This window comes from Virgibacillus ndiopensis, from assembly GCF_900187325.1.
GTDB lineage: Bacteria > Bacillota > Bacilli > Bacillales > Amphibacillaceae > Virgibacillus_E > Virgibacillus_E ndiopensis.
This window is the reverse complement of sequence record NZ_FZMZ01000006.1, coordinates 62,444-86,659: the sequence shown is the minus strand read 5'-3', so window position 1 is coordinate 86,659 and position 24,216 is coordinate 62,444. Positions and strand designations below refer to the sequence as shown.

Genomic DNA, 24,216 nt, shown 5'->3' with positions numbered 1-24,216 from the left:
ATGAGACCCCGCAGGAAGTGGTCTTCTTCCGAGGAGGCTTATCGCGAGCCCACGGAAAGCGTAGTGTATTTCCGGAACGGCTGCCTAACTACATTTATGAGGTTAAAGAGCAACAAAAATTTGCGAATATAAACATTTAGATTTATAAACAGGGGGACGAGCAAATGGCAAACACAGGAACAGAACGTGTTAAACGTGGTATGGCAGAAATGCAAAAAGGCGGCGTCATCATGGACGTTGTTAATGCTGAACAAGCAAAAATTGCTGAACAAGCAGGGGCAGTTGCCGTAATGGCATTAGAACGTGTTCCATCAGACATTCGTGCTGCAGGTGGTGTAGCTCGTATGGCTGAACCTCGAATTACAGAAGAAGTAATGAATGCAGTTTCTATTCCAGTTATGGCTAAAGCTCGTATTGGACATATTGTCGAAGCACGTGTTTTAGAAGCTATGGGTGTAGACTATATTGATGAAAGTGAAGTATTAACACCGGCTGATGAAGTTTACCATCTTAAAAAATCAGATTTTACCGTACCATTTGTCTGTGGCTGCCGTAATTTAGGTGAAGCTGCACGTCGAATCGGAGAAGGTGCATCCATGCTTCGCACAAAAGGTGAACCTGGTACCGGAAACATTGTAGAGGCTGTTCGTCATATGCGTCAAGTACAGTCAGAAATTCGTCAATTAAGTGCAATGTCAGAGGATGAAGTAATGACATTTGCTAAAAATATTGGTGCACCATACGAGTTATTATTACAAATTCGTCTCGATGGCCGCTTACCAGTTGTAAACTTTGCTGCAGGCGGTGTTGCTACACCAGCTGATGCTGCATTAATGATGGAGCTTGGTGCAGATGGTGTATTCGTAGGATCTGGTATTTTTAAATCGGAAAACCCTGGAAAATTTGCAAAAGCAATCGTAGAAGCAACTACTCATTACACGGACTATAAATTAATCGGTGAACTTTCAAAAGGTCTAGGAACTGCAATGAAAGGGATTGAAATGAGTACTTTGGAACCATCAGATCGCATGCAGGACCGCAGTGAATAGAAAGAAGGAATTGGTATGACAACGATTGGTGTACTTGCATTACAAGGTGCCGTTCGTGAACATATTCGTTCGATCGAAGCATCTGGTGCAAAAGCTGTTGAAATTAAACGTACAGAACAACTTGATGAAATTGATGGATTAATTCTTCCTGGTGGAGAAAGTACAACAATGCGCAGGCTTATTGATAGCTATGGATTTTTCACAGCGCTTCAGGAATTCGGTATACAAGGAAAGCCAATTTTTGGTACATGTGCTGGGCTGATATTGTTGGCAAGTGCGATTGAGGGTCAGGATCAGGCACATCTCGAATTAATTGATATGAAGGTTGCTCGAAATGCATTCGGTCGTCAGGTTGCAAGCTTTGAAGCAGAACTCAAAATTGAACATGTTGCAGCTGATTTTAATGCAGTTTTCATTCGTGCACCGTATGTTTTAGAAGTGGGTCCAGATGTAGAAGTTCTTGCAACTTATCAAGATAAAATTGTAGCAGCCAAACAAGGTCATTATATATGTACTGCCTTTCACCCTGAATTAACAGATGACAATCGTTTTATTGAATATTTTGTTGCAATAGTGGAAGAATCTAAGAAAACACTTGCTTCTTAGTAAAATATTAGCTATGATGTTATGTAATAAAGTGAAACCTCATTTAGTAGGGTTTTTACTGTTCGTCTAGGCGAGATAAATGAACACCCTTAATAGTATTGATAGGAAATAGTAACGGTATTCATTCTAAAGAGAGTCGATGGTCGGTGTGAATCGATGTGGGAATGCCGTGAATCCATCCTTGAACTGGTTTATTGAACGAAGCTTTAGTAAATAAACCCGGTTAAGTACCGTTATCAACTGTGAGCCGGAAGAGTTTTCTCTTCAATAAGGGTGGCAACGCGGGAACCATACTCTCGTCCCTATTTTAGGGGCGGGAGTTTTTTATATTTTTTTAGAATGAGGAGGATTTTATAATGCTTGATATGAAGTATTTACGTAACAATTTTCAAGAAGTGAAAGAAAAGTTAGTTCATCGTGGTGAGGATTTATCAGAATTAGATAAGTTTGGGGAACTTGATTCACGTCGTCGGGCGTTAATAGCTGAGACAGAACAATTAAAGGCAAAACGAAATGAAGCTTCACAGAAAATTTCAGTATTGAAAAAAGAGAAGAAGGATGCTGACGCTGCTATTAAGGAAATGCGTGAGGTTGGCGAGCAAATCAAAGTATTGGACACAGAATTAAAAGAAATTGAAGAAAAGTTAGCCCACATTATGCTGTCCATCCCCAACCTTCCTCATGAAAGTGTTCCAGTTGGTGAGGACGAAGATGATAATGTGGAGGCACGTAAATGGGGAGACATTCCTAGCTTTAACGTTGAAGCTAAGCCGCATTGGGATATCGCGACTGACTTGGGTATATTAGATTTTGAAGGTGGCGCCAAAGTTGCTGGAAGTCGATTTGTGTTTTATAAGGGTCAAGGAGCACGATTAGAGCGTGCTTTGTTAAACTTTATGATGGATTTACATGCCGATGAACATGGTTACGAAGAAATGTTACCACCTTACATTGTGAACCGAACAAGTATGACAGGAACTGGACAATTACCTAAGTTTGAAGAGGATGCATTTAAACTTGTTGATTGGGATTATTTCTTAGTTCCTACTGCTGAGGTACCAGTGACGAATTATCATCGTGATGATATTTTAACAAGTGATGATTTACCGAAAAAATATGTTGCCTTTAGTGCATGCTTTCGATCTGAAGCAGGATCTGCTGGACGTGATACACGAGGATTGATTCGTCAGCATCAATTTAACAAAGTTGAGCTTGTTCAGTTTGTGAAGCCTGAGGAATCATATGAGGCATTAGAAACACTAACATCAAACGCTGAAAAAGTATTACAGCTACTGAAATTACCATATCGTGTTATGAGTATGTGTACTGGCGATTTAGGATTTACTGCAGCAAAAAAATACGATATTGAAGTATGGATTCCAAGTCAAGAAACATATCGTGAAATTTCTTCTTGTTCAAATTTTGAAGATTTCCAAGCTAGACGTGCAGGTATTCGTTTCCGTCGTGAGGATAAAGGCAAACCAGAATTTGTACACACACTTAATGGTTCTGGCTTAGCACTTGGTCGAACTGTTGCAGCTATTTTAGAAAATTATCAACAGGAAGATGGATCTGTTGTTGTTCCAGAAGTTCTGCGTCCGTATATGGGTGGCAGACAAGTAATTAAGTAAGTTTACCAAAGCGTATATAAAAGACCACTATATGGAAGAGTTTGGATGGAGACATCCAAACTCTTTTTTGTTAGGTTTATTTACAATATTGATCTTTAATGAAACCGTTTTAGTTTAAATTTTTAAAAAATTAAACTAAAAACACTTGAATTTTATTTCAATACCTATTATGATATTAAACATAACAAATTAATGTAAGGAAAACTAACATAAAGAAAAAGAGGTGATAAAATGAAAAAGATCGAAACTATTATTCGGCCAGAAAAGTTTCAGGAACTTCGCAATAAGCTTTCTTCAATAGGAATTGGTGGCCTAACTGTGACAGAGGCAGCTGGAACTGGTAAGCAAAAAGGGCAAAAAGGAGTTTTTCGTGGGACTACTTTTCAAATTCAATTACTGCCTAAGATAAAAGTTGAAATGGTGGTGGAAAACGATCAAGTGGATGAAATCGTTAATCTCATAATTGATAGTTGCAGCACAGGAAAAGTTGGCGACGGAAAGATATTCATTCATCCTATTGAAGAGGTAATACGTATTCGCACGGGAGAACATGGAATAAATGCAGTTCTTTAAAAAAATGAGGAGGAATTTACATGTTTAAGAAAAGTACGCTTTTGTTCGTGTTATTTTTATTGATTGCATCTCCAGTTTATGCAGCAACGCCTACTACAGAATCCCTTCAATTATCAGTTGATTTAGTTTGGGTAATGTTAGGTGCATTTCTTGTATTTTTTATGCATGCTGGTTTTGCGATGGTTGAATCGGGATTCACGAGGGCTAAAAATTCATTAAATATTTTAATGAAAAACTTTATAACTATTAGTATGGCTTCGTTGTTATTTTTTATTGTCGGGTACGGATTAATGTTTGGGACATCTGCAGGGTCAATCGTTGGTTCTGATGGATTTCTTTTAAGTGGTGTAGAAGATATAAGTTTCTTTGTATTCCAAGCGATGTTTGTTGCTACATGTGCTACTATCATTTCTGGTGCAGTTGCGGAACGGATGAAATTTGGTAGCTATGTACTAGTTGTCATTGCTATGACCGCGGTAATTTATCCAGTAGTAGGTCATTGGATATGGCAAGGAGATGGGTGGTTAACAGCATTAGGGTTCAGTGACTTTGCTGGTTCAACGGTGGTGCATTTGACAGGAGCTGTTGGAGCACTGACTGTCGTGTTATTTTTAGGACCACGTGTTGGTAAATACAGTGGTAAAAAGGTGAACGTAATACCAGGACATAACATCCCTATTGGAGCACTTGGCGTATTTATTCTATGGTTAGGATGGTTTGGATTTAATGGGGGAAGCACATTAGCGGCAGATCCTAGTCTAGTGCCAATGGTCATTGGAACGACATTGCTATCAACGTCAGCGGCATTAGTATCATCAGCATTATATACAAAAATTCGCTTCAAACGGGTTGATGCTTCGTTATCATTAAATGGTGTTTTAGCAGGGCTTGTAGGAATTACTGCAGGTTGTGCTGAAATCTCGCTAGGTGGTTCCATAATCGTTGGGTTACTATCCGGTGTATTTCTTGTAGAGGGTATCCGTTTTCTAGATACAAAATTAAGAATTGATGATCCAGTCGGAGCTATCACAGTTCATGGGATTTGTGGTATTTGGGGTACACTTGCAGTAGGGTTATTCTCTACCTCAACTGGTTTATTTTATGGTGGTGGATTCTCACAATTAATTGTACAACTGATTGGTGTGATTGCAGTAGTTGCTTGGACGATGATAACCGTTGGAGTATTTATATTTGTAATTTCACGTTTTTCATCTATCAGGGTGTCAGAGGAAGAAGAAATTGCAGGTTTGGACTTTGCCGAACATGGGTCAAATGCTTATGAGCTAAAAGAAGTACTTTTAACTGAAGAGAATGTTCCGGCTAGTCATAAACTAGGTTTGGCGGATCGTTTAAATAGTTTGACTGTTAGAGATAAAAAGTTGTCTTAATGAATTTTCCTGCAAAAAAGAATAAAAAAACAATTGACAAAAATAACTACCGATAGTAAAGTATATATCATATTAAATTGAATAATTGAACTTCTTATTTAGAGAGGTGGAGGGAATTGGCCCATTGATACCTCGGCAGCGGACTTTATAGTTAAAGTACTGTGCTAAATCCAACAAGCATTAGCTTGAAAAATAAGAAGAGTGTGCTTACGTTTGCAATCTCTTCTTATTTTTATAAGGAGAGATTTTTTAATTTTAAAAACTGAATACGTGTTAACTTCTTATTTAGAGAGGTGGAGGGACTGGCCCATTGATACCTCGGCAGCGGACTTTATGTAAAGTACTGTGCCAAATCCAGCAAGCAACAAGCTTGATAGATAAGAAGAGGAAAAATATAGATGCCTCTTCATTTTTATTAAGGAGAGGCATTTTTATATTTGGCTGTTTCTAAAAGATTGTTGTAGAAAATATGACGTAATTTTGAATTTTGTTCGCGACCAGTTACCGCTACGGAAAAATACTACGCTTTCCGCGGGCTCGCGCTGAGCCTCCTCGCTTGCAAAGACCGCTCCCTGTGGGGTCTCATCGTCTTCGCTTTCCCGCAGGAGTTTCGTTCATATCAGTCTCCGTGTTTTCCTTCGCTAGGGTTGGGTGTTTATAATTCTGTACCATTCATCACTTAATATCAATGATCTTCGCTGTGGGTTCGACTCCTAGGGGATGAAAGGCATCGGTGAGACCCTTGGAGTGCGTTAATACGAGGAGGCTCTCTAGCCACCCTAAGGTGCGTGACTGCCCGGAGCGGAAATCACGTTTTTGTTACGTCGCATTTTGTGTTAGCTACAAGGTTAAAAACAAAGATATTTACGAAAAGGGTCTTATTTTTTAAGGAGGGAAATGATGATTACGTTTGAGAAAGTAACAAAAATTTATGAAAGCACAGGAAAACAAGTGAAAGCGTTAGATGACGTTGATTTGCATATCGAAAAAGGCGAAATATATGGTGTTATTGGATTCAGTGGTGCAGGTAAAAGTTCACTGATCCGTTGTGTAAATTTACTCGAGCGACCGACTTCAGGGAAAGTTGTTGTAAATAACCAAGATTTGCTCAGTCTGTCTCCCAAAGAGTTGCGGGAGGCCAAACGAAATATCGGGATGATTTTTCAACACTTTAATCTGCTTAATTCAAAAACAGTATTTACGAATGTGGCAATGCCATTGTTATTAACGAAGACACCAAAAGAAGAAGTGAAGAAACGAGTTTACGAATTGTTGGATTTTGTTGGACTACGAGATAAGGCGGATAATTACCCGGACCAATTATCAGGTGGTCAAAAACAACGGATTGGAATTGCACGTGCGCTTTCAACACAGCCTTCTGTCTTGTTATGTGATGAAGCAACATCAGCACTTGATCCACAAACAACACAATCTATTTTAGATCTTTTAAAACGAATTAATAAGGAATATAACATTACCATTTTGATAATCACGCATGAGATGGGAGTTATCCGAGAGATATGCGATAAGGTTGCTGTGCTTGATCAAGGAAAAGTCATTGAAGCAGGATCTGTTTTTGATGTATTTGCCCAGCCAAAAACGGAAATTGCTCATAATTTCGTAAGTACGGTTATGCATGATGAAATACCAGAATCGGTTCATCAATTGATACAGTCACAAGAATCTACTAGTCAAATTTACCGTATTGTTTTTGTTGGAGAATCTGCTGGAGCTCCATTACTCTCACAAATAGCTAAACAGTTTGATGTCGAAGTAAATGTCTTGTTTGGTAGTATAACGGAGCTACAAGGAACTCCATTTGGTAATTTAATAGTCAAATTTGAGGGTGAAGCAAAGGAGATTAGTAGAGTTATTATGCATATTAACCAACAAGAAGTAACGGTTAAGGAGGTGTTGGACAATGTTAGTTGATTGGGATCAAATCCTTATAGCATTACAAGAAACTATTTCAATGGTGGCATTTTCATTAGCTTTTGCAACAATAATCGGGTTACCTTTAGGAATTCTTTTAGTTGTAACACGAAAAGGTCATTTATGGGAAAATGCACCCGTCTTTAACGTATTAAATGCAGTGGTGAACGTGTTTCGTTCCATTCCATTTATCATTTTGATGGTTGCTGTTATCCCTTTTACGCGATTAATTGTTGGGACTTCCATTGGAACTGCAGCAGCAATTGTTCCGATGGTGCTTTTTTCAGGACCATACATTGCTAGATTGATTGAAAATTCCTTACTTGAAGTTGATCCCGGTGTAATGGAAGCGGCGCAGGCAATGGGAGCGACGCCAAGACAAATTATTGTTCGTTTTTTGCTACCAGAAGCCTTAAGCTCACTCATTTTAGGGTTGACGATTGCAACAATTGGGCTAGTTGGAGCTTCTGCAATGGCTGGTGCAATTGGTGGCGGTGGTCTTGGTGATTTAGCAATAACTTACGGATATCAACGTTTTGACACCGTTGTGATGATAATTACGGTAGCAATTCTTGTTGTCATGGTCCAAGGGTTGCAAACAACAGGCAATATTTTATCGAAAAAAATTAGAAGGCGCTAATTCAAAAGCGTTTCGTAAACAGACAAAAAGGAGAGAAAACAACATGAAAAAATTTGGTCTTATAGTATTACTTATTAGTTTAGCGGTATTTGTTAGTGCGTGCTCAAGCAAAGATGAATCGACAGTTAAGGTGGGGATCAGTGGATCTGATACAACAATTTGGGATTTTGTGGCGGAAAAAGCTAAAGAAGAAGGAATTAACGTTGAGATCGTTCGATTTTCCGATTATGTACAGCCAAACCTTGCACTAGCAGAGGGTGAACTTGATGCAAATGCATTTCAGACTGTATCCTATTTTGATGCATTTATTAAAGAACATAATTTGGATTTAGTACCAATTGCTACTACTGTTATAGCACCAATGGGATTATACTCTGAAAAGCATGATGCAGTAGAGGATTTACCGGAAGGAGCAACGATTGCTTTGCCAAAAGAAGCGACGAATATGGGGCGTGGATTGTTACTGCTTCAGGAGGCAGGATTGATTAAATTAGAAGAAGGTTTTGATGGTAACGGATCGGTAGATAAGATTGTGGAAAATCCTAAAAATCTACAGTTTGAAACACTTGTAGCCGCTCAAACACCACGTGTTTTACCAGATGTGGATGCATCTATTATTAATAATGGGATTGCCGTTGATGCTGGATTCAGTCCGTTAGATGATTCCATATTTCATGAAAGTGAAACAGCAACACCATATATAAATATTATCGCTGTCAATGAAGAAGACAAGGATAATAAAGTGTTACAGAAGCTAGCAGACATCTATCAATCCGACGATGTAAAACAATTGATTAAGGAAGAATACGATGGGAACCAAATTCCAACATTTGTATCGTTAGACAAAATTGGCTGGTAAGTAGTTTTGGAATAAAAAAATTTTATTATGGGGTGATTGGAATGACAGTTTTAGCAAACAGGATAGAAGAAATAAAGGAGCGTATCTCTAGTAATATTGAGGAAAATAAAGAACGATATATAAAAACAAGTCATGATATCCATGACAATCCTGAAATTGGCAACCAAGAGTTTTTTGCATCAAATTTATTAACAGAGATACTTCGAGAAGCAGGGTTCATCGTTGAAAAAGGAATTGCAGGACATGAAACAGCATTTGTAGCTAAACGAAAAGGCAAGAAAGAAGGGCTTCGGATTGGTTTTTTAGCTGAGTATGATGCATTGCCAGAAATAGGTCATGCATGTGGACACAATATTATTGGAACAACGAGTGTTGCAGCAGCTGTTGCCTTAAGTAAAGTAATTGATGACGTTGGCGGGGAGCTAGTTGTACTTGGAACGCCTGCAGAAGAAGGCGGACCAAACGGCAGTGCAAAAGGTAGCTTCGTAAAAGCTGGGTTACTTGAGGATATTGATGCAGCCATTATGATTCACCCAGGTAATGAAACAAATCTTACTGGACCAAGTTTAGCTGTTGATCCACTTGATTTTGAGTTTTTTGGTAAACCAGCACATGCATCCGCACATCCGGAGAAAGGGATTAATGCCTTAGACGGAGTTATTCAACTGTTCAATGGAATTAATGCATTACGTCAGCATGTACCTGCTGATGTAAGGATTCACGGTATTATTACCAATGGCGGTGATGCGCCAAACATCGTTCCAGAATATGCTAAAGCAAGGTTTTTTATCCGAGCTTCTACAAGGTCAGTATTAAACGAGGTCACCGAAAAGATTAAAGCCATCGCAAATGGTGCTGCTTTAGCAACCGGAGCTACAGTGAAAATAGCGGCATTTCAAAACGAAGTAGACAATTTTATTATTAATAAACGTTTTGATAGTGTGTTTAAAAATGTAATTGAAGGATTAGGAGAGACAGTTAATACGGTGGAAAGAACGGCATTAGGATCTACAGATGCAGGTAATGTTAGTCAAGTTGTTCCGACTATTCATCCACATATCAAAATAGGTCCAGTTGATTTAATTGGCCATACTGTTGAATTCAGAGAAGCGGCCAAATCCGAGCAGGGAGATCAGGCGCTTATTGTTGGGGCTAAGGCAATCGCTTTGACGATACTAGAGCTATTAACAAATAGACCTGTGTATGAAGCTATTTATCAGGAATTTTTACAACGTACACAGTTTGACAAATAAATGATAAAAATTATTTTTTCTGCATTGACAAGATATATCACACATGTTATATTATATCTTGTCGAAACGGAGGTATACCCAAGTCTGGCTGAAGGGATCGGTCTTGAAAACCGACAGGCGGGTCAAACCGCGCGGGGGTTCGAATCCCTCTACCTCCTCCATTTATTAAACAAGCGCATAAATATTGGAGATAATAATAAAACTGTTACATATATGTAGCAGTTTTATTTTTTTAGCGAAAATTGCCACGGTCAGTATCGAGTTTAAAAAGGCTTTTGTATTAATAAGATGGAGCTTATAATTTTTTTCAGAATTTTCCTTGACAATCCATCATATCCAGCGTATATTACATAGAAATATTAAAATAAACCAGATGTTGAGCAGGCCAGTAATGATTGGTTCGCCCGAAAGAGATTGGAATTCATCGGCTGGAAGATTCCATCGGTTACTTAAATCATGAACCTACCTGGGAGTCGTTAGCTAAAAACTAACCGCAGTGCATTGCTGCGTTATCAATCCAGAGTGGGCTAATTTTGCCAATTTAGGTGGTACCGCGGATACAAACCTCATTTCCGTCCTTTTTATTAGGATGGCGTGAGGTTTTTTTGATTTTTATCCCGGATTAACTGCCAGTAAGACCACTACTTCAAGTTTTGATGTGATATCAAAAACTTGAAGTAGATCAACTGCCCGTAAATGCCCGATTCTGTTCAACTAACAATCAGTGGGGGAAGAATGAAACCCCCTACTGATTGAAGTTTCACTATATTAATAGGAGGTTGTTAAAATGTTTAATAAGATTTCTTTTATTGGTGCAGGGTCAATGGCTGAATCAATTATCGCTGGTATCTTGCAAAAGCAAGTGTTAACGCGTCGCCAAATCTTTGTCACGAATAGGAACAACCATGAACGTTTGGCAAATCTTCAATATCGATTTAACATAAACGGAACAACTGACAAGAAACATGTTATCGATCAAGCGGATTTAATCATACTATCCACTAAGCCATACGACATTGAAGAAGCAATTGAATCGATAAAAACATATATTCAACCGAACCAATTAATTGTCTCCGTAGCAGCAGGAATATCAACGGAATTTATTGTAGAAAAAATGGATATGGAAATACCAGTTGTACGTGTTATGCCGAACACATCCGCTTCAATAGGATTTTCAGCTACAGCCATTGCGGGAGGAAAAAATGCTAAGCAGGAGCATATTGATCTAGTGGATACATTGTTTAAAACAATTGGAACCACAACGATTGTGGCTGAACAAGATATGCACACGATTACGAGTATTTCGGGCAGTGGTCCTGCTTATATTTATTATTTAGTTGAGGCAATGGAACAAGCAGCTGTGGAGGCGGGTTTGGATAAGGGAGTAGCAAAATCATTAATTACACAAACGGTAGTAGGCGCAGGTGAAATGCTGCGGAAATCTCAAGATCCCGTACCTGTATTACGTGAGAAAATTACAAGTCCTGGGGGAACAACACAAGCAGCTATTGAAACGTTGGATGCCAATGATTTTCAACAGGCGATAATCAAATGTGTGAACAGTGCCAGGGAACGATCAATCAATCTTGGCAAAAATTATTAGCAGAAAGAGAAAACGGCATTATGCTGATTTCTCCTTCTGCTTTTTTATTACTTGGCATTAGTCAATGCATTTTGTGTGCAGAGTTGCAACCATTCCATAAAATGCATAATAAAATTCATCTGGCGCATCTAAGCGGAAATGTCCCACATTACTTGTATCAAAGTCCATTGCTGCTTCTAATAAATGATAGGTGGAGTATGCATAAAAACAAAAATATTTATAGTCGAACTTGGGCATTTTTTCATAGATTATTGCAATTTCATCTTTGTAAAGATCAACGTTTTTAGTTGCTTCATCAATGATGATTTGCAAATCTGTTAAATCTGCCTCCAGAACCATATCTCTATCATTTTCCATACGAATAGTAGCCATGAATATCCCTCCATTTTATAAAGCCTATCTTTACTATACAAAATTAAGGATATTTTTTCGGTGATTCAAATCACGCTTTGGGCTATTTTTGTTTCATTTTGTAAGAGGAATAGTACAGGTACGTATCGAAGTAATATAATAAAGGTAAGTTAGAGTGAAAAGGTGGTTAAACAATGCCTACTTGTCAATATTGTGATAAACAATGGAGTTATGCAACAACTTTAAAAAAATTATTTCGAAATAAAATGGTTTGTCCATATTGTCATAATATGAATTATATAACGACTAAAGCAAGATGGAGGTTGAGTGTAATTTCCATGCCAGTAATGTTTGTCGGGCTACCTTTGGGGATTTTTGATATCCCATTAAAATGGTCAATTCCCATTGCTGCAACCATGTTAATCATTTCATTTTGCTTATATCCAAATTTTATGGAGCTAAGCAAGGAGGAAGAGCCGTTGTTCTAGATAAAAAACGAGGCAATACTAATGTATCACCTCGTTTCTCGATTATTTAACTAGTTCTCTTGATTTCCATCTCCGTGACTGCTGGATAAAATGGCCAATTTTTTCTAAGATAGGCTCAATAGAATCTTCTTTTTTCATTAAATCATAATCAGAAATATTAATTCGTAAAATAGGGCATGCATTAAAATTGTTAATCCAATTTTCATAGCGTGTGTACATTTCTTCCCAATACGCAATTGGCGTACTTTTTTCCATTTCCCGTCCACGTGCTTGGATTCGTTCTAAGATTTCATCCAGTGTTCCTTCCAAGTAAATAAGCAAATCTGGATGTGGAAAATATGGCGTCATGACCATCGCTTCAAATAAATTCGTATATGTTTCATAGTCAATTCTGGACATTGTGCCATTTTCGTAATGCATTTTGGCAAAGATTCCGGTATCTTCATAAATTGAGCGGTCCTGTATAAATCCACCGCCATATTCAAAGATTTTCTTTTGTTCCTTAAAACGCTCAGCTAGGAAATAAATTTGTAAATGGAAGCTCCACCGCTCAAAATCAGAATAAAAATTTTCTAAGTATGGATTTGTATCTACCTTCTCAAAGGAAGTTTTAAATTTTAAGGCATTTGCTAGCGCCTTCGTCATCGTTGATTTCCCTACCCCAACAGTACCAGCAATCGTAATAATGCTATCATTCGGAATAGAATACTTTTCTCTTAGATTCATTATTTTCGTTCCCCTTTGTAACATGTGTTATCGTTTAGCAACCTCTGCATTTCCGTTAAGATGAAACTCAACTTGTTCAACAATCTTGTTTAAATCGCCTTGTTGTTTCACAAAGTCAGTTTCATCACCATTAATTCGAATAACTGGTATATCTGGATGTAAGACTTCAAATTCATTCATATAATCTTCATAGTCCTGCGCTAGCTGTGCAAGGTAAGATGATTTTATATTTTGTTCAATATCCCTGCCGCGCATACGAATTCTTTTCAAAATGGTATCAAGACTCGCATGTAAGTAAATCATCATATTTGGAACAGGCATATCCTTTGTTAATATATGGTAAATTTGCTCGTACTTTTCGAACTTATCTTCCTGTAATGTGCGTTTCGCAAAAAGCGTGTTTTTCGATATATGATAATCGGCTACGACCGCTTTATATTTATTTAAGTATTTTTTCTCGATATCCTCTAATTGTTTAAAACGATTGCACAAAAAGAACATTTCCGTTTGAAAACTCCACTCATCAATATCATCGTAAAATTTTCCCAAAAACGGATTTTCTTCAACGATTTCCTTTAATAAATGAAAGTCAAAGTGGACAGAAAGTTTCTTTGCAAGTGATGTTTTTCCTATGCCAATTGGCCCTTCTATTGCAATGAACGGAACCTCCGCCATAACTCCCCCTCCAATCATAATTCAAGATTCGACATATGTTTTTAATTTTATCATAAAAAATAGGTCTAATCTATGGGAGAAAAAATAGAAGTATTGTCACTTTTCAAGTGTGGCGGCTTTCTGTATAATGAAATTTGTTAGGCTTTTTCAAACTAGATAATAATCTAATTGGATTATTGACTAAGCTTGTAAATTCAAGTCTAGCTTCGCGCAGGCTAGTGGCTCGTGACGTAATCAATAGACACTCCGAGCACCAAAACTATGTGCTCTTCGGTCATTTGATTACACATGTCGCACTGAACAAGCCCGCTACGCTTTTGTAATATGCCCTCGTAGCTCAGGGGATAGAGCATTGGTTTCCTAAACCATGTGTCGCAGGTTCGAATCCTGCCGAGGGCGTAAATAATTACTGCACTAATGTCTAGAAAGGAACACTATTTTTTACTTCTAAAGTTATAGTTTTAAATCTGAATACTATTACTAACGTCAGCGATGATTCATTTAGTAACGATACTAGCGTGGATATAAATTTTTCCGAATAAACTAAATTAAGGTAGTATTTATGGATCTACTGGTTATAGTAGTTGTTGTTTTGGCTTTCATTTTTACTCTTTTTATGCTGAATTATGCTAAATCATCGCTTCAGCAGGCTAAAAAAGGTTCTCAACAGATAAATGAAATGAATGCAATTAGAAAAGGAATGTTAGAAGTACAAAGAGAAACACTAAACGAATTAAGAGAAATAAGAAAAAGATTGGATTCAAAAAGTTAAAATTAAGCATTATATTTTAATTATTCATAGGAAAACTACTTGTTCAAGCGTTCCGGCAAAAAGGTGGTATTCTTCTTTGCAACATTCAGCAATTGTGAGTGAAAATTACAAAACACAGGTAAATCGCAAAAGAAATCTCACTGTTAAATTAACAATATAATTCACATTTAAAAAAGGATTAGAATAACCTCTCTAATCCTTTTTGCAGTTTCTTTATAAAATTGATTTTACACATTAGGTTTACTTTTCTTTTTCTGACAACAATTTAGCTAATTTCTCTTCAACTTCCTCCAACCGCTTGTTTCTTTTGATAAATATGACAATCAATGAAATAATGCCTACTACTAAAGCTAGGGTAATTACAGAAAAACCAGTTGAACGATAATATCCCCTATATGCAATCCACTTATTGCTGCTAGTAACATTACGATTCCACCTTCTTTTAGTTGCTCCTTCTCGGAAAAACGACTCCATTTGAAATAAAATATATCATTCATCGTAAATTGTTTGTAACTGAAATTCAATAATTGGGATGCCGGATAAAGAAGTTGGTGACACGTAAAGAACCTCCATCGTCTTCTTAGAAGAAAAGGACGGAGGGAGGAAAATTTATGGGGTATACGCATGTTTGAATTGCGAAGTTCAAAAAGCTCAATGGTTCATGCCACTTTAGATAATGACTGTTTTAAGGAACTTGGTCTAATAAGTCTTGTATTTGTTGACGATAAACGTTATCTCTAAAAGGGATATATGGGATTTAAAAATCAATTCCAAATTTCATGTTTTCACCTAATTTTTCTGATTCACCTAAAGATTCTAGAAGAGACTTCGGTAATTCCTCCCACTCCCCAGAATAATTAGCCAGTCTGTATGGATAATTGATTATTATGTTTGCTTGCTTTAGTTTTTCATTATAGTCTGGAATAGGGAACCATATTATAACATTTACCTGTCTTTTTTTGGAAAAATGGGTGTCTACGTAGTCACTTATGTATACTTGATTGACTTCTACCCCTTCATCCATAATTAGTTTATTTTGAGAATCTGGAATTGCCCCAGATGAAATATCAAAGGCAACAGAGTCATTGGAAGTATTTTCTGCTGACAAATATATCGCTAAGAAGTATTCATTCTTTTTTATATCCCTTGTAATATCTACATCGGATTTAACCACATAAACATGGGAAAGAGATACATTTATTGGACCAGATTGTTTTTTTGTCTCTTGCCCTTTTAAATTTGCCTTCTGAGCTACCGTGAATTCATCCGAAAACTTTTCTCCAACTTCCTTATCTAAGCTTTCTTCCCAAGAATCCCCAGCAGAATTTTTTTCTTCATTACTAGATGGTTCTTTAATATCTTTACTTTCTTTTGGCGTCGGTTCTGCTGTATTGCAAGCGGTTAAAACTGCTAATAATACAGCTATTATAAGTGTAATTATTAATTTGTTCATTTAATACTCCTCCTTATAGTATTTCAGACAGTTATATTGGATAATTAACCATACTTAATAGTAGTAAATAGACTTGACAGCAATAAAGAATTATTTAAATAAAAATAATTCTATTAATCAATTATAATTGATTGCTCCTTCCATGATTACTTGTTAAAGTTAGACTATATGGTCTATATGATATAATTTACATTTCAGTCTAACTTTTGAAGGGTCGAAAAGTAAAGAATATTAATAATACAGTAAAGATGTTTAATGTAAACTAAAAGTCGAGAATATTGCAAAGGTGTCAAGCCATTGCAACATTCTCGATTTACAATTGCAACATTCTAAGATTTTCGCTTGCAAAATACAAAAGAAAATGATGTTGAAAATAAATATCTATAGGGAAGTGTATAAACAATGGATATTATATATCTTTTAATCTTTACAATTGTAATTTTAATAGTTATTTCAACTTTAAAAATGGTGAGGAAACAAGTATCTACTTTAAAAGATATCAGAGATGAATACAAAGTTGAATATGACGATATGATTGAAATGCGGAAAGAAGGCTTGAAAGTTGAAAAAGAAATCCTTAGTGAACTTAAGGAAATACGAAAAAAAATTAGAATCAAAAGGTTAAATTACACGATAGGAACATTTTAACCTTAAATAAATTTGAAAGAAAAAGCCACTTATTCTTTTTTGATAAGTGTTTTTTTACATTAAGGGGATTGGTTATAACGCAACTTAAAGTGTGCAGCTGGTATTCACTTATAACAATGATCCCCCCAATCTGTACAATAATATTCCTATGTTTTATAATATAATGAAGGTAGTTAAATCTTACACTATCACCGAATTAGTTGAAATAACTTTACTATCCACTGCCTAAGGTGGATTTTTGCAATTTTAGATAGAAATACAATTAATGACAAGTACTCATCTTGTGTGATTGAGGAGCTGGAATGATGAAAAATAAAGCAGTAATTCTAGGAACGAATTATTATATAGGTTTAAGTGCGATACGCTGTCTAGGTACAGAAGGGGTACACACAGTAGCGGTAGATTATTCTGATGAAGATACATACGGTGCGAAATCGAAATATCTTTCAGAGAGAGTAATATCTCCTCATTATAAGGAAGACACGAGAGCATTTGTTGACTTTTTAATAGATTACGCAAAAATGCAGGACGCGAAGCCGGTGCTTATTCCTTGTCATGATTCCTATGTGGAAGTAATTGATGCGTATTTTGACGAGTTTAAAGAGCATTATCTAATTCCACAAACAGAGGCAGGTCTTTATACAAAATTAATGAATAAAGGTAACCTGCGTCATTTTGCCCAGGAGCTAGGCATGGCGGTACCGGAGACAGTAGGTGTTGACGAGGATAATTTTGAGGAAAAGGTTGAAACAATTATCAAATTTCCTTGTATTGTGAAACCGGTAGACTCACCGACATTTGTGGCTAAATTTAGACGAAAACTTTTTAAGGTATACAATTTTGATGAGCTGAATGAAGTTTTAGCTAAAGTAAAAGAAGCGGGATTAGAAGTAATTGTACAACGGATTATCCCTGGGTTTGACGATCACATGTATACGTTTGATGCTTATTTAAATCAGGATTCAAAAGTGACCCACTGGCTGACCTGTCAAAAGTTTCGTCAGTATCCAATCAATTTTGGTGCATCTGTTTATACGGTTCAAAAGTATATTCCAGAGTTATATGAAATTGGCTCGAAGTTTTTAGAAGCAACGGGATATAAAGGATTTGCTGAAATTGAGTTTAAGAAAGATGAAGATACGGGAAACTATTATTTAATCGAGGTAAACGTACGGATTACGAATTTTAATCATTTAATTTACACGCTTGGCTTAAATATTCCCTATATCACGTATCGTGAACTAACAGGAAACCCTGTTGAGCCTAAGGCCATTACAACAACAACCAACCGTGCTTTCTGGTATGGCTATGAAGATATGCTGGCAGTTAAAGACTATGTGAAAACTGGTCAATTATCGGTAAAAGATATAGTGAAGACATACTTTAGACCAAAGGCATATGCAATTTGGGATTGGAAAGACCCAAAACCAGGGATAAATTATTCTTCCATGCTGATAGGGAAAGTAGCTAAGAAAGTTTTTAAGAAATAGACTGTTTTGATAATAGTTTTTTCATTTGGAATAGGACGGAAATATACTTAAAAAATCTGAGTAGCCAGAATACACGAAGACTCCTACGGGGACAGTGACTAATGTGAGACCCCGCAGTGTGGTACGAACGAGGAGGCTCACGGGTCACCCGTGGAAAGCGGAGTGTATTCTGGCTGCGGTTCGAATATAAAGTAGTTATCTTAGTTAGTAACGTTGGAGGTAAGTAATATGCTGTTAGAGTCTGTAGTAAAAGATCTCGATTTTACTATTGTAAAAGGAAATATGGACGTTAGCGTTGAATCCATTGCCTATGATTCCAGAGAAGCTAAGGAAAATTCCCTTTTCGTGGCAATTTCCGGCTTTGTCGTTGATGGACACGATTTTATTACAAAGGCAATTCAAAATGGCTCAACTGTAATCGTTGTGGAAAAAGATATACAGATTGCTGCTGACATCACGGTTCTAAAAGTGTCTGATACGAGAGATGCGATGGCACTTATTGGATCCAATTTTTACCATCGCCCAACTGAACATTTCAATTTGATTGGTATCACTGGAACAAATGGGAAAACATCAACAACATATTTTATCAAATCCATTTTTGAACAGGCTAAAAAATCAATTGGTCTAATTGGGACGATTGGTACGGTAATCAACAATAACGTAACAAAAAATAAAAACACGACACCTGAATCGCTGGATTTACAAAAGATTTTTGCTGATATGGTTGAAGCAAAAAGTGACAATTGTATTATGGAAGTGTCCTCACATGCATTGAGTCTCAAACGCGTTGCCCATAGTAGCTTTAATATGGGGATTTTTACAAACCTTACACCGGATCATTTAGAGCTGCACAATACGATGGATGAATATTTTAATGCGAAAGCAATGCTATTTGACCTTACAAGTGAATATAATATTGTAAACGTGGATGATGAATACGGTCAGAAGCTTATTAAACGTATCGAAGAGTATGATACGGAATTAATTACGTATGGAATCGATACAAAAGCTGAAATTTATGCAACAGATATACATTATTCATTTGAGCATACGACTTTTACTGTTCAGACCCCTAAGGGTAATTTTGACGTGAAAGTAAATCTGCCTGGAAAGATTTATGTTTACAATAGTTTGGCAGCAATTGCTTGTGCGTATTGCGCTGGGATTGAGGTTAAAGATATTCAAGCAGGTATCAGCAATGTGGAAGGAATTAAAGGACGACTTGAAGTTATTTACAAAGAAGATGACTACAGGATTGTTGTCGACTTTGCCCATACAGAGGATAGCTTGGAAAAGGCATTAACAACATTAAGACCTTATACAACAGGAAAAATTATTCTGGTGTTTGGCGTTTATGCGCCTGGTGATAAACGGGGCTTGAGCAAACGACGTTCGATGGGAAAAGTAGCAGCTAAATACGCAGATTTTTCTGTCGTAACCTCGGACAACCCTAAGGAATATGATCCTAATTTGATTATCGATGAAATTAGTGAATCAATTGATGAAGAAACGTCTGCTTATTATAAGGTTTTGGACCGTGAAGAGGCAATTAAATTTGCGATTGATATGAGTGAAAAGGGCGATACCATCCTCATAGCAGGAAAAGGTCATGAAACAGCTCAATTAATTGGTAAAGAGGAAATTCCTTTTAATGAAACAGAGATCGTTACAACTTTTATGAAACACCGTGCCAAGACACGGGAACGGGCAAGGTAATAAAGATAGAAGACTATACGTTATGTAAAGTAGGTTAAAAAATGGAGAAAAAAAGTCTTGGTGTTTTAGGTGGAATGGGTCCCATGGCCACTTCCGTATTTTTTGAACAAGTCATTGAAAATACAGTTGCAGACTCAGACCAGGATCATATTAATATGGTCATTCTTAATCATGCAACATTACCAGATCGGACGGACGTTATTTTGAATAACACTGGTGATACGTTCCTTAAACCTATTAAGAAAGATATTCAAACACTTGAAAATATAGGTGTAGCGAATATTGCTATTCCTTGTAATACCTCCCACTATTTCTATCATGAAATGCAACAGTCTACTGACATTAACATTATTAATATGGTAGGAGAAACGATAAAAGAGATAGCTAGAAAATACGGCGAAAATAGCAAAATAGGTCTTTTAGCAACGAAAGGTACGATTGAAAGTGGTATTTATCACAGTGAGTGCAATAAATATAATATGGAAATGTACACACCAAATGATACCATACAAAAAAAGGTCATGGACATTATTTATGGTATTAAAAGCGGAATTGACCTGAGAGCTGACGCCTTTGAAGCGATCATTGAAGATCTAATTTTTAATGAAAAATGTGATTGTGTAATTCTAGCCTGTACAGAACTCTCTACTATCACTTTACGTAAAGATATTAAAAAATACAGTGTTGATGCAATGGAAGTACTTGTTCAACGATCAATAAAATTGTCTGGTGGTACTTTAAAAGATAGGTAAAGGTATGAAATTAATACTTGTGCATATACTTAAAAAAGATTTTGCTGATAATAAGTGAAGGGAGTAATGGTAGTGAAGTTAAAACAACGTGATTACTTTGATGAGTTCCTAACAGAGTCTTTTAACGATGACATTCATCACCGAGAACTTCGCTTATCTAGTAATGAAATCGAATTGGTAAGAAAGAAGTACCCGAAAGCTACTATCAAAGAAAGTACATCAAACCAATCAGTAGATGAGAAAAAGTGGTATGATGTTACGATTCATCTAGTTTAAAAGCGTATCTCTTCTAAAAGAGGTGCGTATTTTTTTATAAAATTTTATTTCAGATCAAGTAAAATACTTTAAAATTGTCACAGATTGTTCTAAAATAGAAGATAGTTACCAAAATGTTTAAACAATTGTTAATTGCATATTTGTTGTAATTAAACAATATTCTCTAGTATAAAGAGGTTTTGTAACCGATTTCAAAATTCTAAATGAGGTGATTGGATGGATATGCAGCGTATTCCTGCAAGAGATGGAGATCATAATCTACAAAACTATGAAAAAGCTCGAGAGAATTTTTCATGGGATGACGTTAAAAAGAATTTTAGTTGGAATGAAACTGGAAAAGTAAATATTGCATATGAGGCAATTGATCGTCATGCAGCTGATCCAAACAAAAAGGATAAAGTAGCGTTATTATATTCAGCACCTGGTCGAGAAGAGAAAATGACATTTGATGAAATCAGTAAACAAAGTAATCAATTTGCCAATGTTTTAAAGAAATATGATATAGAAAAAGGAGATCGTATTTTTTTATTTCTTCCAAGGAGTCCTGAATTCTACGTAACATTCTTTGGTATTGTTAAAACAGGAGCCATCGCCGGTCCATTGTTTGAAGCGTTTATGGAGCAAGCTGTTCGTGATCGTCTGCAGGATAGTGAAGCTAGAATGCTTATTACAACACCAGACTTATTGGAACGCGTACCACAAGAAGATTTAACTAATTTAGAAAAAATAGTTCTTGTTGGTGATCATAATGAAACTTCCGACAAATACATCGATTTTAATAATGAAATGAAAGATGCTTCTACCGATTTTGATATTGAGTGGGTTGATTTAGAGGATGGTATGGTTATCCATTATACATCTGGATCTACCGGTAAGCCTAAAGGTGTGTACCATGTTCACAATGCAATGATTCAGCATTATGCTACTGCTAAATGGGTAATTGATTTAAAAGAGGATGATGTTTATTGGTGTACTGCTGACCCGGGCTGGGTAACTGGTACAAGTTATGGCATATTCGCCCCTTGGTTACATGGTGTAACGAATGTAATCCGCGGTGGTCGTTTTACTCCAGATGATTGGTATGGAACGATTGATAAACATAATGTAACGGTTTGGTACACTGCGCCTACAGCACTACGAAAATTAGTTAGTGCTGGCGAAGATGTAGTTAAGAAATATGACTTCTCTTCATTACGACATATCATGAGTGTTGGGGAGCCGTTAAACCCAGAAGTTATTACTTGGGGACTAAAAGCATTTGACTTACGAATTCATGATACATGGTGGATGACCGAAACTGGTGCGATGTTAATCGTAAACTATCCTTCACTTGAAATACGTCCTGGTTCAATGGGTAAACCAATTCCTGGCGTTGATGCATCGATTGTTGACAACGAAGGAAATGAATTACCTCCAAATCAAATGGGTAATTTAGCAATTAAAGCCGGTTGGCCATCTATGATGCGGAAAATTTGGAAGAACCCTGGTAAGTTTGAAAGCTATTTTGTTAATGGATGGTATGTATCCGGTGATAGTGCTTACAGGGATGAAGATGGTTATTTCTGGTTCCAAGGACGCTTAGATGATGTTATCAATACATCTGGTGAACGTGTAGGACCATTTGAAGTGGAAAGTAAATTGATCGAGCATCCAGCAGTTGCAGAAGCGGGAGTTATCGGTAAACCGGATCCAGAACGTGGCGAAATTATTAAAGCGTTTATCACATTAAATGATGGTTATGAAGATTCACCGGAATTATTAGAAGAGATTCGTCAGTTTATCAAAACAGGATTAGCCGCACATGCTGCACCTCGTGAAATTGAAGTGAAAGATACAATTCCAAAAACGCGCAGTGGTAAAATCATGCGACGCCTGTTGAAATCATGGGAGCTGGGATTACCTACAGGTGATACATCAACTTTAGAGGAATAATTAAAAAGGGTGCCAAATTGCTGGCACCCTTTATATTTATTCTGTAATTGCAGCAGAAGGTCCAAAGAATTCAAAGTGAATATCACGATCTGCCACATCATATTTTTTCAAGTTTTGGTACATTGCACGCATAAACCCTTTTGGTCCGCAGAAGTAAAATGCTGCATCGTTTGATGGGAGAATGGTTGTTAACCATTCGTAATCAATATAGCCTTTTTTGTCATAATTATTTTCATTACTAGGATTATCGTATACAGTATAGGCGTGAACCTGATTATATTGTTCAGCTATTTCTTCCACTCTATTTTTCATTGCATGCACATTACCGTTTTGCGCTGCATGAATATAGTAGATTTCGCGTTCCGGTTGTTGTTTTATGGTGCTCTCCAACATGCTTATCATTGGTGTTAATCCTACGCCACCACTAATTAAAACTAATGGTCTTGTATCCTGTTGATCTAATGTGAAATCTCCTGATGGTGCACTGATTGATACTATTCCACCTTTATGAACCTCTTTGTGTAAATAGTTTGATACGATACCGGATGGTTTGTCTCCTACAGCATCTTCACGTTTCACACTAATACGGTAAGCACCTTCACCAGGTGCGCACGACAAGCTGTATTGTCGCAAATGATTATGCGGTTCTCCGTCAATTTTTGCCTTTATGGTAATATATTGCCCTGGTTTGTAAATAGGAAATGGGTTTCCATCCACTGGCTCTAAATAAAATGATGTAATGACATCACTTTCCACAACCTTATCAATCACCTTGAAATCACGGTAATCAATCCATCCCCCTACAGAGCTGACTGCTTCCTGATACATTTTCTTCTCGGTATCGATGAATACACCAGCAATTACCCCATATGCCTTTTCCCATGCACCTATTACTTCATCGCTAGCTGTGTCCCCCAACACATCCTTCATTGCTAATAATAAGTTTTCTCCAACGAGTGGGTAATGTTCAGGTTTAATATTCAAGCTTTTATGTTTATGTGCAATCTGTTTTACTTGTGGTAAAATTTCTTCAAGCTGATCAATGTGTAACGCTGCAGCATAAACAGTGTTGGCAAGCGCTTTTGATTGATCACCTTTCCGTTGGTTTGTTTGATTAAAAATGTTTTTTAATTCTGGGTGGTTTTCAAATAAAAGCTGATAGAACCGCTTTGTAATTTCACCACCACGCTCTTGTAAAATTGGTACTGTCGCTTTTACAATATCCCTAGATTGTTGGTCTAATCCTGTTGTAACTTGTGTTGTCAAAACAAAGCACTCCCTTTTTATGAAAGATGTATTTTAAACATGTATTTCAAATACATCTTTATTGTATAATGACTATATACACTGTTTCAATAGGGGAAACAGGTATTTGTGTTACAACTTTGTGAAATAATTAA

24 protein-coding genes, 2 tRNA genes, 2 riboswitches and 1 other annotated feature are annotated in these 24,216 nt (G+C 36.7%); of the genes, 20 read left to right on the top strand and 6 right to left on the bottom strand.

Features of this window, described 5'->3' with window-relative positions:
• Positions 1 to 164: 164 nt before the first annotated feature.
• From pdxS to proC, 11 genes are all read left to right on the top strand, one after another.
• The gene (gene pdxS / locus CS937_RS13220) at positions 165 to 1,049 is read left to right on the top strand and encodes a pyridoxal 5'-phosphate synthase lyase subunit PdxS (protein WP_099158955.1); all 885 of its coding nucleotides are present in this window, start codon (positions 165 to 167) and stop codon (positions 1,047 to 1,049) included.
• 15 nt (positions 1,050 to 1,064) lie between these two features.
• The gene (gene pdxT / locus CS937_RS13215; RefSeq protein WP_099158954.1) at positions 1,065 to 1,655 is read left to right on the top strand and encodes a pyridoxal 5'-phosphate synthase glutaminase subunit PdxT; all 591 of its coding nucleotides are present in this window, start codon (positions 1,065 to 1,067) and stop codon (positions 1,653 to 1,655) included.
• Between the two features lie 89 nt (positions 1,656 to 1,744).
• Positions 1,745 to 1,962: a binding site (T-box leader), on the top strand.
• 49 nt (positions 1,963 to 2,011) lie between these two features.
• Positions 2,012 to 3,286: a serine--tRNA ligase gene (serS, locus tag CS937_RS13210; protein ID WP_099158953.1), complete on the top strand. Its 1,275-nt coding sequence runs from the start codon at positions 2,012 to 2,014 to the stop codon at positions 3,284 to 3,286.
• 231 nt (positions 3,287 to 3,517) lie between these two features.
• Positions 3,518 to 3,859, top strand: a complete 342-nt coding sequence (locus CS937_RS13205) for a P-II family nitrogen regulator (protein WP_099158952.1) — start codon at positions 3,518 to 3,520, stop codon at positions 3,857 to 3,859.
• A 20-nt stretch (positions 3,860 to 3,879) separates the two neighbouring features.
• The gene (locus CS937_RS13200; RefSeq protein ID WP_099158951.1) at positions 3,880 to 5,247 is read left to right on the top strand and encodes an ammonium transporter; all 1,368 of its coding nucleotides are present in this window, start codon (positions 3,880 to 3,882) and stop codon (positions 5,245 to 5,247) included.
• Positions 5,248 to 5,338: 91 nt separating this feature from the next.
• Positions 5,339 to 5,446: riboswitch (SAM riboswitch) on the top strand.
• Positions 5,447 to 5,525: 79 nt separating this feature from the next.
• Positions 5,526 to 5,631: riboswitch (SAM riboswitch) on the top strand.
• A gap of 516 nt (positions 5,632 to 6,147) precedes the next feature.
• Positions 6,148 to 7,179 (top strand): methionine ABC transporter ATP-binding protein, encoded by a 1,032-nt coding sequence (locus tag CS937_RS13195; RefSeq protein WP_099158950.1) that lies wholly within the window; start codon positions 6,148 to 6,150, stop codon positions 7,177 to 7,179.
• Positions 7,169 to 7,819 carry a methionine ABC transporter permease gene (locus tag CS937_RS13190; protein WP_099158949.1) on the top strand — a complete coding sequence of 217 codons (651 nt, stop codon included), beginning with the start codon at positions 7,169 to 7,171 and terminating at the stop codon, positions 7,817 to 7,819. Before CS937_RS13195 ends, CS937_RS13190 begins: the two co-directional genes overlap by 11 nt.
• A 43-nt stretch (positions 7,820 to 7,862) precedes the next feature.
• Positions 7,863 to 8,678 carry a MetQ/NlpA family ABC transporter substrate-binding protein gene (locus CS937_RS13185; RefSeq protein WP_099158948.1) on the top strand — a complete coding sequence of 272 codons (816 nt, stop codon included), beginning with the start codon at positions 7,863 to 7,865 and terminating at the stop codon, positions 8,676 to 8,678.
• 41 nt (positions 8,679 to 8,719) lie between these two features.
• Positions 8,720 to 9,931 carry a M20 family metallopeptidase gene (locus CS937_RS13180; RefSeq protein ID WP_099158947.1) on the top strand — a complete coding sequence of 404 codons (1,212 nt, stop codon included), beginning with the start codon at positions 8,720 to 8,722 and terminating at the stop codon, positions 9,929 to 9,931.
• A 68-nt stretch (positions 9,932 to 9,999) separates the two neighbouring features.
• A tRNA-Ser gene (locus CS937_RS13175) sits at positions 10,000 to 10,092 on the top strand.
• Positions 10,093 to 10,718: 626 nt separating this feature from the next.
• On the top strand, positions 10,719 to 11,534 hold the full coding sequence (gene proC, locus CS937_RS13170) for a pyrroline-5-carboxylate reductase (RefSeq protein WP_099158946.1): 816 nt from the start codon (positions 10,719 to 10,721) through the stop codon (positions 11,532 to 11,534).
• A 57-nt stretch (positions 11,535 to 11,591) separates the two neighbouring features.
• Here the strand turns inward: proC and CS937_RS13165 are convergent, their stop codons facing one another.
• Positions 11,592 to 11,906 carry a hypothetical protein gene (locus tag CS937_RS13165; protein ID WP_099158945.1) on the bottom strand — a complete coding sequence of 105 codons (315 nt, stop codon included), beginning with the start codon at positions 11,904 to 11,906 and terminating at the stop codon, positions 11,592 to 11,594.
• A 173-nt stretch (positions 11,907 to 12,079) separates the two neighbouring features.
• Between CS937_RS13165 and CS937_RS13160 the strand changes: the two genes are divergently transcribed.
• Complete coding sequence (locus CS937_RS13160; protein WP_099158944.1) at positions 12,080 to 12,373, top strand: TIGR04104 family putative zinc finger protein; 294 nt, start codon at positions 12,080 to 12,082, stop codon at positions 12,371 to 12,373.
• Positions 12,374 to 12,415: 42 nt separating this feature from the next.
• Here CS937_RS13160 and CS937_RS13155 read toward each other — a convergent pair whose 3' ends face one another.
• The gene (locus tag CS937_RS13155; RefSeq protein ID WP_099158943.1) at positions 12,416 to 13,099 is read right to left on the bottom strand and encodes a deoxynucleoside kinase; all 684 of its coding nucleotides are present in this window, start codon (positions 13,097 to 13,099) and stop codon (positions 12,416 to 12,418) included.
• 27 nt (positions 13,100 to 13,126) lie between these two features.
• Positions 13,127 to 13,774 carry a deoxynucleoside kinase gene (locus CS937_RS13150; protein WP_099158942.1) on the bottom strand — a complete coding sequence of 216 codons (648 nt, stop codon included), beginning with the start codon at positions 13,772 to 13,774 and terminating at the stop codon, positions 13,127 to 13,129.
• A 326-nt stretch (positions 13,775 to 14,100) separates the two neighbouring features.
• Between CS937_RS13150 and CS937_RS13145 the strand changes: the two genes are divergently transcribed.
• Positions 14,101 to 14,173 (top strand) — tRNA-Arg (locus CS937_RS13145).
• Positions 14,174 to 14,336: 163 nt separating this feature from the next.
• A complete protein-coding gene (locus tag CS937_RS13140; protein ID WP_099158941.1) occupies positions 14,337 to 14,546 on the top strand; it encodes a hypothetical protein in 210 nt (69 codons plus the stop codon).
• Positions 14,547 to 14,786: 240 nt separating this feature from the next.
• On the opposite strand, the gene CS937_RS19225 is transcribed toward CS937_RS13140, so the two are convergent.
• The gene (locus tag CS937_RS19225) at positions 14,787 to 15,020 is read right to left on the bottom strand and encodes a hypothetical protein (RefSeq protein ID WP_141554361.1); all 234 of its coding nucleotides are present in this window, start codon (positions 15,018 to 15,020) and stop codon (positions 14,787 to 14,789) included.
• A gap of 283 nt (positions 15,021 to 15,303) precedes the next feature.
• Positions 15,304 to 15,999 (bottom strand): hypothetical protein, encoded by a 696-nt coding sequence (locus CS937_RS13135; RefSeq protein WP_099158940.1) that lies wholly within the window; start codon positions 15,997 to 15,999, stop codon positions 15,304 to 15,306.
• 402 nt (positions 16,000 to 16,401) lie between these two features.
• On the opposite strand from CS937_RS13135, the gene CS937_RS13130 reads away from it, so the two are divergent.
• From CS937_RS13130 to acsA, 6 genes are all read left to right on the top strand, one after another.
• Positions 16,402 to 16,647 (top strand): hypothetical protein, encoded by a 246-nt coding sequence (locus CS937_RS13130; RefSeq protein ID WP_099158939.1) that lies wholly within the window; start codon positions 16,402 to 16,404, stop codon positions 16,645 to 16,647.
• 305 nt (positions 16,648 to 16,952) lie between these two features.
• The gene (locus CS937_RS13125; RefSeq protein ID WP_099158938.1) at positions 16,953 to 18,137 is read left to right on the top strand and encodes a carboxylate--amine ligase; all 1,185 of its coding nucleotides are present in this window, start codon (positions 16,953 to 16,955) and stop codon (positions 18,135 to 18,137) included.
• Positions 18,138 to 18,365: 228 nt separating this feature from the next.
• Positions 18,366 to 19,856 carry a UDP-N-acetylmuramoyl-L-alanyl-D-glutamate--2,6-diaminopimelate ligase gene (locus CS937_RS13120; protein WP_099158937.1) on the top strand — a complete coding sequence of 497 codons (1,491 nt, stop codon included), beginning with the start codon at positions 18,366 to 18,368 and terminating at the stop codon, positions 19,854 to 19,856.
• A gap of 41 nt (positions 19,857 to 19,897) precedes the next feature.
• A complete protein-coding gene (cuyB, locus tag CS937_RS13115; RefSeq protein ID WP_099158936.1) occupies positions 19,898 to 20,608 on the top strand; it encodes a cysteate racemase in 711 nt (236 codons plus the stop codon).
• Between the two features lie 72 nt (positions 20,609 to 20,680).
• Positions 20,681 to 20,884, top strand: coding sequence for a hypothetical protein (locus CS937_RS13110; protein ID WP_099158935.1), 204 nt, complete (start codon positions 20,681 to 20,683; stop codon positions 20,882 to 20,884).
• Between the two features lie 216 nt (positions 20,885 to 21,100).
• Positions 21,101 to 22,816 carry an acetate--CoA ligase gene (acsA, locus tag CS937_RS13105; protein ID WP_099158934.1) on the top strand — a complete coding sequence of 572 codons (1,716 nt, stop codon included), beginning with the start codon at positions 21,101 to 21,103 and terminating at the stop codon, positions 22,814 to 22,816.
• Between the two features lie 36 nt (positions 22,817 to 22,852).
• On the opposite strand, the gene hmpA is transcribed toward acsA, so the two are convergent.
• The gene (gene hmpA, locus CS937_RS13100; RefSeq protein ID WP_099158933.1) at positions 22,853 to 24,082 is read right to left on the bottom strand and encodes an NO-inducible flavohemoprotein; all 1,230 of its coding nucleotides are present in this window, start codon (positions 24,080 to 24,082) and stop codon (positions 22,853 to 22,855) included.
• Positions 24,083 to 24,216: the final 134 nt, after the last annotated feature.